This window comes from Bradyrhizobium paxllaeri (genome assembly GCF_001693515.2).
GTDB classification, from domain to species: Bacteria; Pseudomonadota; Alphaproteobacteria; order Rhizobiales; family Xanthobacteraceae; genus Bradyrhizobium; species Bradyrhizobium paxllaeri.
The window spans coordinates 6,902,883-6,915,409 of sequence record NZ_CP042968.1 but is presented as its reverse complement, the minus strand read 5'-3'; the positions used below and the strand labels follow the sequence as shown (position 1 = coordinate 6,915,409).

General features: G+C 64.5%; 14 protein-coding genes. 6 read left to right on the top strand and 8 right to left on the bottom strand.

Annotated elements, in window-relative coordinates; all coding sequences use genetic code 11:
• The first annotated feature begins 231 nt into the window (after positions 1–231).
• Positions 232–747, top strand: a complete 516-nt coding sequence (locus tag LMTR21_RS33060) for a hypothetical protein (protein ID WP_065753503.1) — start codon at positions 232–234, stop codon at positions 745–747.
• A 169-nt stretch (positions 748–916) separates the two neighbouring features.
• Here the strand turns inward: LMTR21_RS33060 and LMTR21_RS33055 are convergent, their stop codons facing one another.
• A complete protein-coding gene (locus tag LMTR21_RS33055; RefSeq protein WP_065753502.1) occupies positions 917–1,690 on the bottom strand; it encodes a protein phosphatase CheZ in 774 nt (257 codons plus the stop codon).
• 298 nt (positions 1,691–1,988) lie between these two features.
• Here LMTR21_RS33055 and LMTR21_RS33050 point away from each other — a divergent pair, with 298 nt between their 5' ends.
• Complete coding sequence (locus LMTR21_RS33050; protein ID WP_065753501.1) at positions 1,989–2,777, top strand: L,D-transpeptidase; 789 nt, start codon at positions 1,989–1,991, stop codon at positions 2,775–2,777.
• Between the two features lie 153 nt (positions 2,778–2,930).
• Here the strand turns inward: LMTR21_RS33050 and LMTR21_RS33045 are convergent, their stop codons facing one another.
• From LMTR21_RS33045 to LMTR21_RS33025, 5 genes are all read right to left on the bottom strand, one after another.
• Positions 2,931–3,779 (bottom strand): DUF2076 domain-containing protein, encoded by an 849-nt coding sequence (locus LMTR21_RS33045; RefSeq protein ID WP_065753500.1) that lies wholly within the window; start codon positions 3,777–3,779, stop codon positions 2,931–2,933.
• 133 nt (positions 3,780–3,912) lie between these two features.
• Positions 3,913–4,758 (bottom strand): ChbG/HpnK family deacetylase, encoded by an 846-nt coding sequence (locus LMTR21_RS33040; protein ID WP_065753499.1) that lies wholly within the window; start codon positions 4,756–4,758, stop codon positions 3,913–3,915.
• Complete coding sequence (locus tag LMTR21_RS33035; protein WP_065753498.1) at positions 4,755–5,801, bottom strand: glycosyltransferase family 2 protein; 1,047 nt, start codon at positions 5,799–5,801, stop codon at positions 4,755–4,757. The genes LMTR21_RS33040 and LMTR21_RS33035 overlap by 4 nt, the downstream gene beginning before the upstream one ends.
• A gap of 81 nt (positions 5,802–5,882) precedes the next feature.
• Complete coding sequence (gene hisG / locus LMTR21_RS33030) at positions 5,883–6,860, bottom strand: ATP phosphoribosyltransferase (RefSeq protein WP_065753497.1); 978 nt, start codon at positions 6,858–6,860, stop codon at positions 5,883–5,885.
• A complete protein-coding gene (locus LMTR21_RS33025) occupies positions 6,857–8,023 on the bottom strand; it encodes an ATP phosphoribosyltransferase regulatory subunit (RefSeq protein ID WP_065753496.1) in 1,167 nt (388 codons plus the stop codon). The genes hisG and LMTR21_RS33025 overlap by 4 nt, the downstream gene beginning before the upstream one ends.
• 242 nt (positions 8,024–8,265) lie before the next feature.
• On the opposite strand from LMTR21_RS33025, the gene LMTR21_RS33020 reads away from it, so the two are divergent.
• Entirely contained in the window at positions 8,266–8,382 is a 117-nt protein-coding gene (locus LMTR21_RS33020) for a type II toxin-antitoxin system ParD family antitoxin (RefSeq protein ID WP_187399254.1), read from the top strand.
• Positions 8,383–8,518: 136 nt separating this feature from the next.
• The gene (locus LMTR21_RS33015; protein WP_246174603.1) at positions 8,519–8,722 is read left to right on the top strand and encodes a type II toxin-antitoxin system RelE/ParE family toxin; all 204 of its coding nucleotides are present in this window, start codon (positions 8,519–8,521) and stop codon (positions 8,720–8,722) included.
• Between the two features lie 110 nt (positions 8,723–8,832).
• On the opposite strand, the gene LMTR21_RS33010 is transcribed toward LMTR21_RS33015, so the two are convergent.
• On the bottom strand, positions 8,833–9,585 hold the full coding sequence (locus LMTR21_RS33010) for a 16S rRNA (uracil(1498)-N(3))-methyltransferase (protein WP_065753495.1): 753 nt from the start codon (positions 9,583–9,585) through the stop codon (positions 8,833–8,835).
• A 208-nt stretch (positions 9,586–9,793) separates the two neighbouring features.
• Here LMTR21_RS33010 and LMTR21_RS33005 point away from each other — a divergent pair, with 208 nt between their 5' ends.
• Both LMTR21_RS33005 and ubiA read left to right on the top strand, forming a co-directional pair.
• Positions 9,794–10,447 carry a hypothetical protein gene (locus tag LMTR21_RS33005; RefSeq protein WP_065753494.1) on the top strand — a complete coding sequence of 218 codons (654 nt, stop codon included), beginning with the start codon at positions 9,794–9,796 and terminating at the stop codon, positions 10,445–10,447.
• A 10-nt stretch (positions 10,448–10,457) separates the two neighbouring features.
• Positions 10,458–11,387, top strand: coding sequence for a 4-hydroxybenzoate octaprenyltransferase (ubiA, locus tag LMTR21_RS33000; RefSeq protein ID WP_065753493.1), 930 nt, complete (start codon positions 10,458–10,460; stop codon positions 11,385–11,387).
• Between the two features lie 394 nt (positions 11,388–11,781).
• Here the strand turns inward: ubiA and LMTR21_RS32995 are convergent, their stop codons facing one another.
• Positions 11,782–12,309, bottom strand: coding sequence for a DUF6101 family protein (locus LMTR21_RS32995; protein ID WP_065753609.1), 528 nt, complete (start codon positions 12,307–12,309; stop codon positions 11,782–11,784).
• Positions 12,310–12,527 lie beyond the last annotated feature (218 nt).

Sequence of the window (12,527 nt, the reverse complement as noted above, 5' to 3'; positions counted from 1 at the left end):
CACCCCTTAGCAATCTTCGTATTTGAGTGCTAAACGTGGGGCCGGGAAATATGGCTTGGCGCTGGTCCTGTCAAGCAAACAAGGGGGTTAAGGCCTTCTTGAGGCCAGTATAGGATGCTCAACGGAAACTGAATCGGTGCAGCGGCGTAAACTTAACCGACGTCATTGCTCCGGCAGGCTTTTTACGGTTGGCTGCTTGACGGGAGCGGCCAAATTGCTCGGGGGAATGCGATGATCAGCTCACGTAATGCGCGTACGGTCGCCAAACTGGCGATCGCGTCGGCGCTGACGATCTTGCTGGCGGCGTGCAGCAGCATGAGCCTGCCGTCGCTGTCGTCCGGCCCGGCACCCGATGCCGAACCCGCCGTTGCGCCGGAAATGCCGGCCACCATCCGGTCCGACGAGATCGTCGGCCGCTGGGGCCTCGCCTCGTTCCAGAATCCCAACGACCGCGCCCGCACCGAAGCTGCAGCACGCGGGCAGTGCAAGCAGCCCTATGTGATCGGCGCCGGCACCAGCGGCGGCGTCGTCATGCATCTGGCCGACCAGGCCACCCCGCAGGAGCTGCGCCTCAAGGGCAGCCCGAGCGGCAAGAATTACATCGGACCGGCCGGTCCCGCCGGCGGCGAACAGGACCGCGAGATCGTCTCGTTCGACGGCCGCGTGCTCGTGACCCGCTTCATCGAAAAGGATGCCGCGGTCCGCTACGGCAACATGGTGTACGTGCGCTGCGCTCCGCGGGCGTGAGGCCTCGGTATTCGACAAGCCGTCATTGCGAGGAGCGAAAGCGACGAAGCAATCCATCGCACCGCAAGCGGAGGAATCGATTGCTTCGCTTCGCTCGCAATGACGAGTCCTACAAGAAAAACGCCGGCATCTCTGCCGGCGTTTTGTTTGTTCCGCGTTAACCGTCCGATCAATCGAACAGCGCGTCGATGTCGTCCTGCGAGGCATGGCCGGCGTCGCCGTCCAGCTTCGGGCCGTTGAGCAGCTTGGCGTCGCCCTCGCGGGTGTCGACGATCGGCTGGGCGTGCGCCTTGATGGCGTCGACGCCGCCCCAGATGTCCATCATCGTGTAGATGTGCTGCTCGATGAACTTCATCGTGGTCATCACCTTGCTGATGCGCTGGCCGGTGAGGTCCTGGAAGTTGCAGGCTTCGAAGATCGAGACGACACGTTCCTGAATTTCCTCGCTGAGCAGCTTCTGCTGGTCGGGCGAGATGTTCTTCGACAGCGCGGTCGCCGCCTGGTCGATCGCCTCGGTGGCTTCGAGAATTTGCTGGGTGGCTTGTTCGGTGCCGCCGACGACGGCGCCGAGCTCGCCGTTGACCTTGGCCATTTCCTGGCCGTCAAAGCTCTTGCCGTGCAGGGTGGCGATTTCGCGCTTGGTGCGGTTGATGGCGTCGTGAATGAGGTCGAGCTCGACCTTCAGCTTCTCGCACTGCTCGATCTGCGCGCGATAGGTTTCCAGCAGCGCGTGGGATTCGGCAATCTCGCGCGCGACGTCGGCAACCTCGCTACCTGCGGCGCGGGCGTGACCGAAGCTCGCCATCTGTGCGCGGATCTGGCGCAGCTCGGCCATGATCTCGCGATGCATCGGGCCGATCTCGCCGCCCTCGGCCGGCATGACAATTGGCGCGTCGCCCAGAATGGCTTGTTCGATACGAAAACGCTTGCGATTGACCGACATGAGTTTTTCCCACCCCTTCATTTCACGTGTGTTTTTAGCGGATGCCCTTTAACGTCAGGTTCACGCCGGAACACGTCGTGCCGGCGGTTTGCCCGCGGCCGCACACCAACGATTAACCATGTGGCCTCGCGTTCACGCAAAATAAACGCTGTCCGGCAAATCCAGACGTGCTTGCCGAAATGGTGAATCCAAACGCGGTTTTCGTTTACCAAACCGATTAGGTTTTGATTTGTATTGATCGCGTGCAGCGGCGCTTCATTCGCGGTACCCGCAGTGACGAACAGTACAGAGTACGTCGATGTCCGGAAAAATCCCTTTTGCGCTCCTTGCGAGCGTGTCTTGCCTTTGCTTCGCCAGTGAGGCCGCAGCGATCGACGCCTCATCCTCAACCGAGCCCACCGTGATCTACGCCCGCCAGCCCGCGCAGCCGGCACCGGTGCGCACGGCCTCCAATATGGGCGGCGGCTTCATCGAATTCCTGTTCGGCGATACGCCGCAGGGTGGGCGCTACCAGCGGGAGCAGGCCTATCAGCCGCAGCCCGACTACGGCTATGGCGGGCGGCGCATGCTGCTGCCGCCGATGGATCCGCAGCAGTCGATGCGGCGCGAGGAGGAACTGGTCGATCCCGCGCAGCACCGGCTCGATCCGAAATATGAAAAGCAGGTGGTCGAGTATCACGGCAAGGAAAGCCCGGGCACCATCGTGATCGACACCCCGAACAAGTTCCTGTTCCTGGTGCAGGGCGACGGCAAGGCGCTGCGCTATGGCGTCGGCGTCGGCCGGCCCGGCTTCACCTGGTCGGGCGTGAAGACGATCTCGGCCAAGAAGGAATGGCCGGCCTGGACGCCGCCGCCGGAAATGCTGGCGCGCCGCCCCGATCTGCCGCGTTACATGGAGGGCGGGTCGGATAATCCGCTCGGCGCGCGCGCGATGTATCTGGGCTCGTCGCTCTATCGCATCCACGGCTCCAACGAGCCCTGGACCATCGGCACCAACGTTTCGTCCGGCTGCATCCGCATGCGCAACGAAGACGTGATCGATCTCTACGGCCGCGTCGGCGTCGGGGCGCGAGTGGTGGTGATCTGAGGTTCTGCGTAGCCCGGGTGAAGCGCAGCGTAACCCGGGGGCCGTAGAGCGCTTGGGCGCCGATTCCCGGATTGCGCTTCGCTCCATCCGGGCTACGAAACAAAAACGGCCGCCCAATCGGGCGGCCGTTTCCGATTTCAGATTTCGCGACGCTCACGCGTAATCGCTGTCGCCGCCATCATCGAAGCCACCATCATCGCCGTCGAAGTCGTCGGAGTCGTGATCCATGTCGTCATCGCCGTGCGGGTCCTGATCGAAGAATCCCTGTCGCGATCCTTGATCATTGTTGTCGGCGCGCCGGCTCGACGAGCCGATGTCGTTGATCCCGGCTTCGCGAGCAAGATCGCCGCCGGACTGGTCGCCCGAAGGCCTGCGGTCCTCGATGCCGCCGCGGTGGTTCGCCGTGTCGCCGAACGCCTGGTGGTTGCCGCCGCCCATCATCGAGCGGATGCTGCTGGCCAGCAGCGAACCGCCGACCACGCCGGCTGCGGCCGCTGCCGCGGTGCCGAGGAACGAGCCGCCGCCGCCGAATGCCGGCTGCGGCTGCTGCGCGCCGCCATAGGGCTGGCCATATCCCGGAGGCTGGCCATAGCCCGGCTGATTGTACTGCCCGGGCGCCTGGCTCTGCTGCAGCACCTGACCGCTGTTCCAGGTCGGGCGGCTGGCCATGTCGGGCGCGCGAACGTTCGGCACCGAACCTTGCGATGAGCCTTGCGGCTGCTGGTTCTGTCCGAAGATGGCGTCGCGCATCGAATCGAGGAAGCCGCCGGATTGAGCTTGCTGGCCCGACGTCGCCGCTTCCAATTCCTGGATGCGCATGTCGGCGCGCTTCAGCGCTTCGTCCTGCACCAGCGCGGTCTGCACCAGCGCATAGACTGCATTGGGCGCGTTGCGCAGGCCCTGCATGATCGCCGACATCGCCTCCGGATCGCGCTTGGCGCTCTCCAGCTTGGTCAGCCGGTCGAAAAGATCGTCAATCAGTTGGCGTTCTTGCGGTGTCATGGCCCTCTCCCTCGCGCCGGATCGTCGTCGACGCGCGGGCAAGATGTAGGGCGGGCTTTGCGTCGCAAGTAGTGGGCGGCCAAATTAAATTTTGGTATGCGACAATACGCCGGTCACATTCCGCGGATTTGCGTCAGCCCAATGTAACTTTATTCGCCGCCAGCAATGCCGCGAAAAGGTCGCTTGCGAGATACGCGTGTTCCGCCTCGCGCTGGGTGGTCAGGGGATCGAGGCTTCTAAGCGTTTCGTCGACAAAGCCGGGATGACACATCACGAGCCCGCCCTCCGGCAGCCCTTCGAGGAACTGCCCCATCAGCGCGCCGAAATCGGGAGCTGTCGAAAAATCATAGGCGCCGGCGAAGGCCGGGTTGAACGGGATTCTGGCGTTCGTGGCGCGCTTGCGAAATTGCGCACTGAGGACGTCGAGCACGAGTGCCTTCGGCGCGCCGAGCAGTTGGCCGAGCGGCTTGAGGCGTCCGCCCTGGCGGACCCAGGCGCCGGGCGCCGCCTCCTGCACGGCGCGCATGAACGCGTCGCGCACGCCGGGGAAGAGTTGCGCGTGCTGATGGCCGTCGACGAAGTCAGGCGCGCGGCCGAACAGCTCTTTGAAGGCCGCAAGCTGAGCCAACAATTCGTCCTCGATCAGGCCTGGATCGATCCGCCGCAACAGGCCGGCGCGCAGCAATTTTGGAAACGGCAGAAACAGGCCGCCGTCGACGGGGCGAAAGTGCATCGTCAGCGGACGAAACGGCGCGGTCAGCGTCGCGTGCAGCCCGATCGCACAGCGCGGGCTCTTCGCCGCGACCTCCTGCAACGCAGTGACTTCAGCGCGGCCGATCGCCGGTCCCACCACCATGACAGAGGTGGCATTGAGACGGCCCCGCGAGATCAGATCGCGGATGGCGCGGTTGACGCCTTCGGCCAGCCCGTAATCGTCGGCGCACAGCCAGATCCGGCGCGACGGCGCGGCATCGTTCATTCGGCCGCGGTCCGTTCGCTGGCACTGGCCGTCGTCTCGCCGTCGGCGCGCTTCTCTGAGTGCTCGGCGACGAAGTAGATCGGACGCGCCTTCAGTTCGGAGAGGATCTTGCCGATATATTCGCCGACGATGCCGATCATGATGAGCTGCACGCCGCCGATCGTCATCATGCCGATCATCAGCGAGGGATAGCCGGGGACCTGCTTGCCGGTGGTCCAGACCTCCCAGAGAATGGTCAGGCCGAACAGGAAGGCGCTGATGGCCAGCAGCACGCCGAGCAGGCTGGCAAAGCGCAGCGGCGCCACCGAGAACGATGTCAGCCCCTCGATCGACAGGCCGATCAGCCGGCCCGGGCTGAACGTGGTGACGCCATGCGCGCGCGGCGCCGGCTCGTAATCGACGCGGATCTGACGGAAGCCGATCCAGTTCGACAGGCCCTTGAAGAAGCGGTTGCGCTCAGGCAACTGCCGCAGCGCGGTCGCCGCGCGCGGCGACAGCAGGCGGAAGTCGCCGGCGTCTTCCGGGATCTTCTGCCGGGCGCCCCAATTGATCAGCGCGTAGAAGCCGTGCACCGCCTGGCGGCGCAGGAGCGATTCATTGTCGCGGTGCGCCTTTGCGGTATAGACGACGTCGTAGCCGTCATCGATCCAGTGCGAGACCAGCTTTTCGACCATATCAGGCGGATGCTGGCCGTCGCCGTCCATGAACAGAACCGCGCCGAGGCGGGCGTGGTCGAGGCCCGCCATCAGCGCGGCCTCCTTGCCGAAATTGCGCGACAGCGACACCACCTGGACGTCGAGCGCATCGGCCGCAAGCGTGCGCGCGATGACAAGCGTGTTGTCGGCGCTGCCGTCGTCGACATAGACGACCTCGCAGGCCAAGCCGTAGCGCGCCTTCAGCGTTCGGGCGAGGCCAGTCAGCCGCTCGTGCAGCAGAGCGAGCCCCGCCGCCTCGTTGTACAGCGGCACGACGATCGACAGCCCCTTGGCCGCCGCGCTGGAGGCGGTGGTCGTCAGGCGGGAAACGTCAGAGCCGAGCGTCATCGATCAGGTCCCAGATTGGTGCTCCAAAACAGCATATGTTACTTAGCCCCACCTGTCGCAACGATGAACGAAACGGCAGCCTTATTGCCGCAGGAACGCCTCGAGCTTGGCGAATAAGGGGTTTTCGCGGTCGAGCACGTAATCCAGCGAGGCGATCGACACCGTGTCGGCGCCGTGTTCGCGCAGAAAACTGCCGAGCGCGTAGAGATGCACCGGCGGGCAGTGCAGCGTGAGCATGCCCGACGAGGTCGGCCCGCCGAACGGCGCCACCACGCCGAACCGGTTATGCGCCTCGTTAAGCAGCGCCTCGTTGCAGCCGGCGAAACGGGTGCGGACTTCACGGTATTTGCTGGCCCGCGCCCGCGCGGCGATGTGGTCGAGGATGACTCGCGCCGTCTCGCGGGCATCACTCGACCAGTCAGCTTCGCGGGACGCCACGAGGTTGGCCTGGCTGCGCAGGATCACGCCGTCGTCGAGCAACTTCAGCCCGTTGGCGGCAAGCGTCGCGCCTGTTGTCGTGATATCGACGATCATCTCGGCGGTGCCGACGGCGGGCGCGCCTTCGGTGGCGCCCGCGCTTTCGACGATGCGGTAGTCGACCACGCCGTGAGAAGCAAAGAAGTTGCGCGTCAGGTTGATGTATTTGGTTGCGACCCGCATCCGCCGGTTATGCTGGGCGCGGAAGCCGGTGGTGACGTCGTCGAGATCGGCCATGGTGCGGACGTCGATCCAGGCCTGCGGCACCGCGACCACGACATTGGCGCTGCCGAAGCCGAGGCTGTCGATCAGCAGCACGCGCTTGTCGGCATCGGGAATGCTTTCGCGCAACAGATCCTCGCCGGTGACGCCGAGATGCACCATGCCGCGCGCCAGTTGGGAAGCGATTTCGCTCGCCGAGAGATAGGCGATTTCGACATTGTCGAGGCCCGCAATGGTGCCGCGATAGTCGCGCGCGCCGCGCGGCTTCGCCAGCGTGAGCCCTGCGCGGGTGAAAAACGCCTCGGCGTTTTCCTGCAGGCGGCCCTTCGAGGGCACGGCGAGAACGAAGGGGATGCTCATACGGCGCTCCCTTGCGAGGCGGGTTGGCCGTATTGCGTCAGGGCTTCGATCCAGACCGAGAAGCCGACTGCCGGGATCGGCGTCGGCGAGCCGAGCTGCGTCATCAGCCCGTCATAGCGTCCGCCTCCGACCAGCGGTTCGGCACCGTTGCCCTTCTTGTGCAGTTCGAATTCGAAGCCGGTGTAATAATCCAGCCCGCGGCCGAACGAGGTGGAGAAGCGCATCAGCTTGGTGTCGATGCCGCGTGCGGCCATGAAGCCGGCGCGGCTTTCGAGCTGGTCGATCGCCGCCGCCAGATCGAGCCTGGCGTCCGATGCCAGCGCACGCAGTTGCTTGACCGATTCATCGGGGTCGCCTGCAATCGCGAGGAAGCGCTTGATGATGTCGAGCGCGTCGCGCGGCAGCGCGCCGCCTTTCAAGGTCGATTGTTCGAGGAAGCGGTCGGCGATTTCGGCAACCGAGCGCCCGCCGACAATGGTAGTGCCGGCGATCGACATCAGGTCGGTCACCAGCGCCAGTGCCGCCTTGCGGTCGGAGCCGGCCAGCGCCGCCAGTACGCCCTCATATTCGTTGCGGCCGGGCGCGGTCGAAAGCGTCAGCCGCTCGATGTCCTCGGTGAGGCTGACCTTGCGGCTGAAATCCTTGATCAGCCGCCGCCGCCACACCGGATAGAGATCGAGCGCATCGATCAGCGCGTTGAACAGCGCGACGTCACCGGTGCGGATTTCGACATCCTTCAAGCCGAAGGCCGAGGTCGCCTCCAGCGCCAGCGCCAGCATTTCCGCATCCGCCGCGGCGCGGTCCTGCCGGCCGAAGGACTCGATGCCGGCCTGCAGGAACTCGCTCGGCTGGCCGCCGCGATAGCGGAACACCGGTCCAAGATAGCAAAAGCCCGCTGGCTGCCCGGCACGCCCGGAGGCCAGATAATCCCGCGCCACCGGAATGGTCAGGTCCGGCCGCAGGCAGAGTTCCTCGCCGGAGGCGTCGGTGGTGAGGTACAGGCTCTTGCGGATGTCCTCGCCGGAGAGGTCGAGAAACGGCTCGGCCGGCTGCAGGATGGCCGGATGCGCCTGGACGTAGCCGCCTTGTGCAAACGACAATAGCAGCGCGTCCGCCCAGGCGGCGGACCCGGCAGCACCTCTGACGGCAGCGGTCGCGGTCATTTTACGTCCAAATAGCCGGAAAAACCGGGTTCCAAGGTTGATCTAGGGCGCCCCCAGGTTCCGGGGTTTGCTGGCGCAGGCCTTAGCATGGCCCGGCCGGCGTTTCGACAGGGATTGGGCAACTGAATTAATGGCGGGTGGCTTGGCTAGCCAGGTGGGTGAGGGGACCGAACTCCCCCAGGTCGATGACAAACATTGCCAAAGATTGTGGTCGCGCCCATATTGGAAGGAGAGGTCCCGCAATGAACATGAATGTTTCGCTGACCGACGAGCTAAGCGAGTTCGTGAAAGCCAAGGTTTCGAGTGGCCGTTACACCTCGGCAAGCGAGGTTGTACGCGAAGCGCTGCGGATCATGTAGCAGACCGAAGAAGCTCGGTTGGCTTTCCTGCGAACCGCCTGGGCGGCGGGCCAAGCGAGCGGCGATGCCGGCCCTGCCGATTTTGCCAGCATCAAGACGCAAGGCCGAGCGCTGTTGAAGGCGGCGGGCAAGTAACTTGGCAGAGGTTCGCCTTTCGCAGCTCGCCGGGCGTGATCTTCTGGAAATTTGGTTTCACATTGCCGCCGAGAACGGTCCGGAGGCGGCTGACCGTTGGATTGATCGTATTGAAGCGCGCTGTCGCCAGCTCGCGGAATTTCCTGAGTCAGGACCGCCTCGCTCTGACATCGCTGACGGTGCGCGGATGCTTGTCATTGTGTGATGGCTGGCGCTTTATGAGATCACGAAGGGTGGTGTGCGGATCGTGAGTGTCGTCGATGCCGCGCGCAATCTGGGGGAACTGGATTTGTCCGGCGAGTGAGCGGCGCTGAGCTAGCCAGAATTCCGCCAGTCCCCCAGTGCCGCCTGTACCAGTGCCAGCGCCGCCACTCCGGCCGTATCAGCCCGCAGAATCCGCGGACCCAAGGAGAGTCTGAGGATACTCGGCTGCCGCAGCAACAGCCCACGTTCTTCCTCGGCAAAGCCGCCCTCAGGGCCGATCAATACGTCGATGCCGGAGGCTGCGGCCTGCGCCTCCTGCAGCGCTTGCACCGGACCGGCGACATCGCTGGCTTCGTCGCAGAACACCAGAAGCCGCGCCGGATCGCGCTTGTCGAGGTAACGGTCGAGCGTAATCGGCTCGGCGACCTCGGCCAGGCTGAGTATGCCGCATTGCTCGGCAGCCTCGATGACGTTGGCGCGCATCCGCTCGCCATTGACCCGCGAGACCTGGGTGTGTCGCGTCAGCACCGGCTGCAGACTCGCGACCCCCATCTCGACCGCCTTCTGCACCATGTAGTCGAGGCGGGCGTGTTTTAGCGGCGCGAAGACATAGGCGATGTCGGGCAGCCGATCCTGCGGCCGCGTCCGGGCTGCGATGATCAAACCATCCGGCCGCTTGCGGCCCTCGATCGCCGCCCGCCATTCGCCGTCGCGGCCGTTGAACACCAGGACGGTTTCGCCTGCAGAAAGCCTGAGCACGTTGCCCAGATAATTGCTCTGGTTGCGTTCCAGTCCGATTCGCGCGCCCTCTTTCAGAGGGGCGTCGACGAACAGGCGAGGGGCGCGAAAATCGAGTTCGGGCATCGGTAAATGTTCCGTTTCCGGGCGCTTTTAGCCTAAAGCGCTAGAATCCGGACGCTGTTTTTAACTTTTGGAGCGGCCTTGCGCCGCGCTGCTGCCCCAATCCACGGGTTGTTAAGCGGCGGCAGGAATCGTAAAAAGCTGTTTCGCAAATCTGCTTCGTTCGGGACACGTTGGGGACTTGCCTGACCTCGCCGGAGAACCACCCTTGATGATCCGCCGCCTGATTGTGCCGCTGACCGCTGCCGTCGTGACGTTCCACGCGGGCCACGTCTTTGCGCAGGGCGCCTTTCCGGCGCCGCTCCCGAACCAGAGCGCCGCGCCTGCGAATTCGCCGTTTCCACCGGTCAATGGCGCTGCGCCGTCGGCCACCGTCGGCGCACCCTCACCATTCCCCTCGCAAGGCGCCGCCCCGGTTTCCGGCGGGTTCAGCGGGCCGCCGCCGCAGGCCAGCGGTCCGGCGGACGCCTGCATGAAGGGCTTCGTTCCCCTGCGCGAGGAAGCCGAAAAGCGCGGCAAGATGATCAAGGCCGCAAGCGAGCGCAAGGCGCCGCCGGACGAGGCCTGCAAGCTGATCAAGAATTTCGGCCAGGCCGAAGTGAAGATGATCAAATATGTCGAGACCAATTCCGCCAAGTGCGGAATTCCGCCGCAGATCGCCGAGCAGCTCAAGAACGGCCACAAGAACACCGAGAAGATGCAGAATCAGGTCTGTGCCGTCGCGCAGCAGGCGGCTCAGCGCGGGCCAGCCGGCCCGAGCCTGAGCGAGGTGCTCGGCTCCTCGGCGGCGCTCCCCGAGGCGCAAGCCGTGAAGAAGGGCGGCAGCACCTTCGATACGCTGAACGGTAACGTTCTCCAGCGATGACCCCGATCAGATGAGCGCCGCGACCGCCCGAGTTGCCGATTCGACGGGCAACTGGGTCGATACGCACGCGCCGTCCTGGTCGCGGCCCTATTTGCGGCTTTCCCGTTTTGACCGTCCGATCGGCTCGTGGCTGTTGCTGATGCCGTGTTGGTGGTCGGCGGCGCTCGCCGCCGGCATCGCACGCGACGTCTCGTCATTGCCGCTCGTGATCGTGCTGTTTTTCATCGGCGCCTTTGTCATGCGCGGCGCCGGTTGTGCCTGGAACGACATCACCGACCGCGACCTCGACGCCAGCGTCGAGCGCACGCGCTCGCGGCCATTGCCCGCAGGGCAGATCAGCGTGACGCAGGCGTTTGCCTTCCTGGTGCTTCAGGCGCTGATCGGCTTGGCGGTGCTGCTCCAATTCAACCGCTTCGCGATCCTGACCGGTATCGCTTCGCTCGTCATCGTCGCGATCTATCCCTTCATGAAGCGCATCACCTGGTGGCCGCAGGTCGTGCTGGGGCTGGCGTTCTCCTGGGGCGCGCTGATGGGATTCGCTGTCACGCTCGGCCGGATCGATCTGACCGCGCTCATGCTCTATGCCGGCTCGATCAGCTGGGTGATCGGCTACGACACGATCTACGCGCATCAGGACGCCGAGGACGACGCACTGATCGGCATCAAGTCCACCGCGCGCCTGTTCGGCGAGCGCACCCATCTGGCGCTTTCGGTGTTCTACCCGCTCGCCGTGGCTCTGATCGGCATAGCGCTGGCGCTCGGCGGCGCGCGCTGGCCGGCCTGGATCGGGCTCGTCGCGTTCGCCGCGCATCTGGTTTGGCAGATCAGGCGATTGGACATCCGCGATGGCGCGCTGTGCCTGCGCCTCTTCAAATCCAACCGCGACGCGGGCCTGCTGCTGTTTGCGGGACTTTTGGTTGATGCAGTGATGCGCGCGTAATTCGGTGATCTCGTAGGGTGGGCAAAGGAGCGCCAGCGACGTGCCCACCATCCATCATCGCGCACGCTGCTCGATGGTGGGCACGCTTGCGCTTTGCCCACCCTACGAGACGACGGAATCCGAGCTGATTGCCGTGCACCAAGCGAAATTTCAATGCGCGGGTGCGGCAAGCACCCGGTCTTCCTTGCGCCCTCTGAATGGAGAGGAGCGAACGAAGATGCAAAGCTCGGACAGCTCATGTCGCGAGATCGCAAACGCATACTCAATTGTCATCGCCCGGCCTTGACCGGGCGACCCAGTATCCAGAGACGTCAATGATTGAACCGATAAGCCGCGGCGTACTGGATCCCCGCATGCGCGGGGATGACAGTCGAGTGTTGGCTCGCAATGACGGCTAATCCCGCGCGATGATCTCGCGTTCGTCGCGATGGACGGTCTCGGTATTGTCGAGATTGCCGAGCCGGCGGCGCACCAGGAATTTCGGGCGGCGGGCGCGGACCGCGTTGTGGCGGCGGCGGCGTGCGGCCGGTTCGCGATCGTCGTCTTCCGCGAGCAGCGGCAGCGCGAAGATGTCGCTCCACATCTGCCAGGCTGAGGCGATCTCCTCGGCATCGGAGCTCACGCACAAGGGAATGTTCAGCGAGGGGTCGCGATGCGCCAGCACCAGCACCTGCGCGTCGTCGTCGAGGCCGCGCAATGCGACGCCGAGAAAGTCGCTGACGCGGACGTTGATCGCCATCCGCATGCCCTTGACGGCACGGTGCAGCACGACGCGTTCGCGATGAAGTTCTACCCTCCGCACGCCGCCGTCCGCACGGGTGTCGTGCGCCTGGAAGCTCAGCGGCAGAGAAAGAGGGTCGAGCCGCATGACACGGCTCGACCCGGCGGGATTGATCCCGCTTGTTGCTGTTTGACGCCTCACGGCTCTCATCTCCCCGCCGGGATTATGTTCCCGGTCGATACGCGAGACCTTAGCCGAGGGATTTCCGTTTCGCCTTAAAAAGCCTGGTTAAGGAGATGTCACCTGCCCTGGATCTTCCCGCATGATTGACAAGACCTTGGCGCGCATGATTGACGAGACCTTGCGACAATGCCGAAAATGTTTGGTATTGGCGGCGCAAAATGCTTGAAATGCCCGTG

What these genes read in the sequence shown, in the direction of transcription:
- LMTR21_RS33050 (WP_065753501.1), top strand. Translation starts at nt 1,989, where the DNA reads ATGTCCGGAAAAATCCCTTTTGCGCTCCTTGCGAGCGTGTCTTGCCTT.
- hisG (WP_065753497.1), bottom strand. Translation starts at nt 6,860, where the DNA reads ATGAGCATCCCCTTCGTTCTCGCCGTGCCCTCGAAGGGCCGCCTGCAG.
- LMTR21_RS33045 (WP_065753500.1), bottom strand. Translation starts at nt 3,779, where the DNA reads ATGACACCGCAAGAACGCCAACTGATTGACGATCTTTTCGACCGGCTG.
- LMTR21_RS33005 (WP_065753494.1), top strand. Translation starts at nt 9,794, where the DNA reads ATGATCCGCCGCCTGATTGTGCCGCTGACCGCTGCCGTCGTGACGTTC.
- LMTR21_RS33055 (WP_065753502.1), bottom strand. Translation starts at nt 1,690, where the DNA reads ATGTCGGTCAATCGCAAGCGTTTTCGTATCGAACAAGCCATTCTGGGC.
- LMTR21_RS33025 (WP_065753496.1), bottom strand. Translation starts at nt 8,023, where the DNA reads ATGACCGCGACCGCTGCCGTCAGAGGTGCTGCCGGGTCCGCCGCCTGG.
- LMTR21_RS33035 (WP_065753498.1), bottom strand. Translation starts at nt 5,801, where the DNA reads ATGACGCTCGGCTCTGACGTTTCCCGCCTGACGACCACCGCCTCCAGC.
- ubiA (WP_065753493.1), top strand. Translation starts at nt 10,458, where the DNA reads ATGAGCGCCGCGACCGCCCGAGTTGCCGATTCGACGGGCAACTGGGTC.
- LMTR21_RS33040 (WP_065753499.1), bottom strand. Translation starts at nt 4,758, where the DNA reads ATGAACGATGCCGCGCCGTCGCGCCGGATCTGGCTGTGCGCCGACGAT.
- LMTR21_RS33020 (WP_187399254.1), top strand. Translation starts at nt 8,266, where the DNA reads ATGAACATGAATGTTTCGCTGACCGACGAGCTAAGCGAGTTCGTGAAA.
- LMTR21_RS33010 (WP_065753495.1), bottom strand. Translation starts at nt 9,585, where the DNA reads ATGCCCGAACTCGATTTTCGCGCCCCTCGCCTGTTCGTCGACGCCCCT.
- LMTR21_RS33060 (WP_065753503.1), top strand. Translation starts at nt 232, where the DNA reads ATGATCAGCTCACGTAATGCGCGTACGGTCGCCAAACTGGCGATCGCG.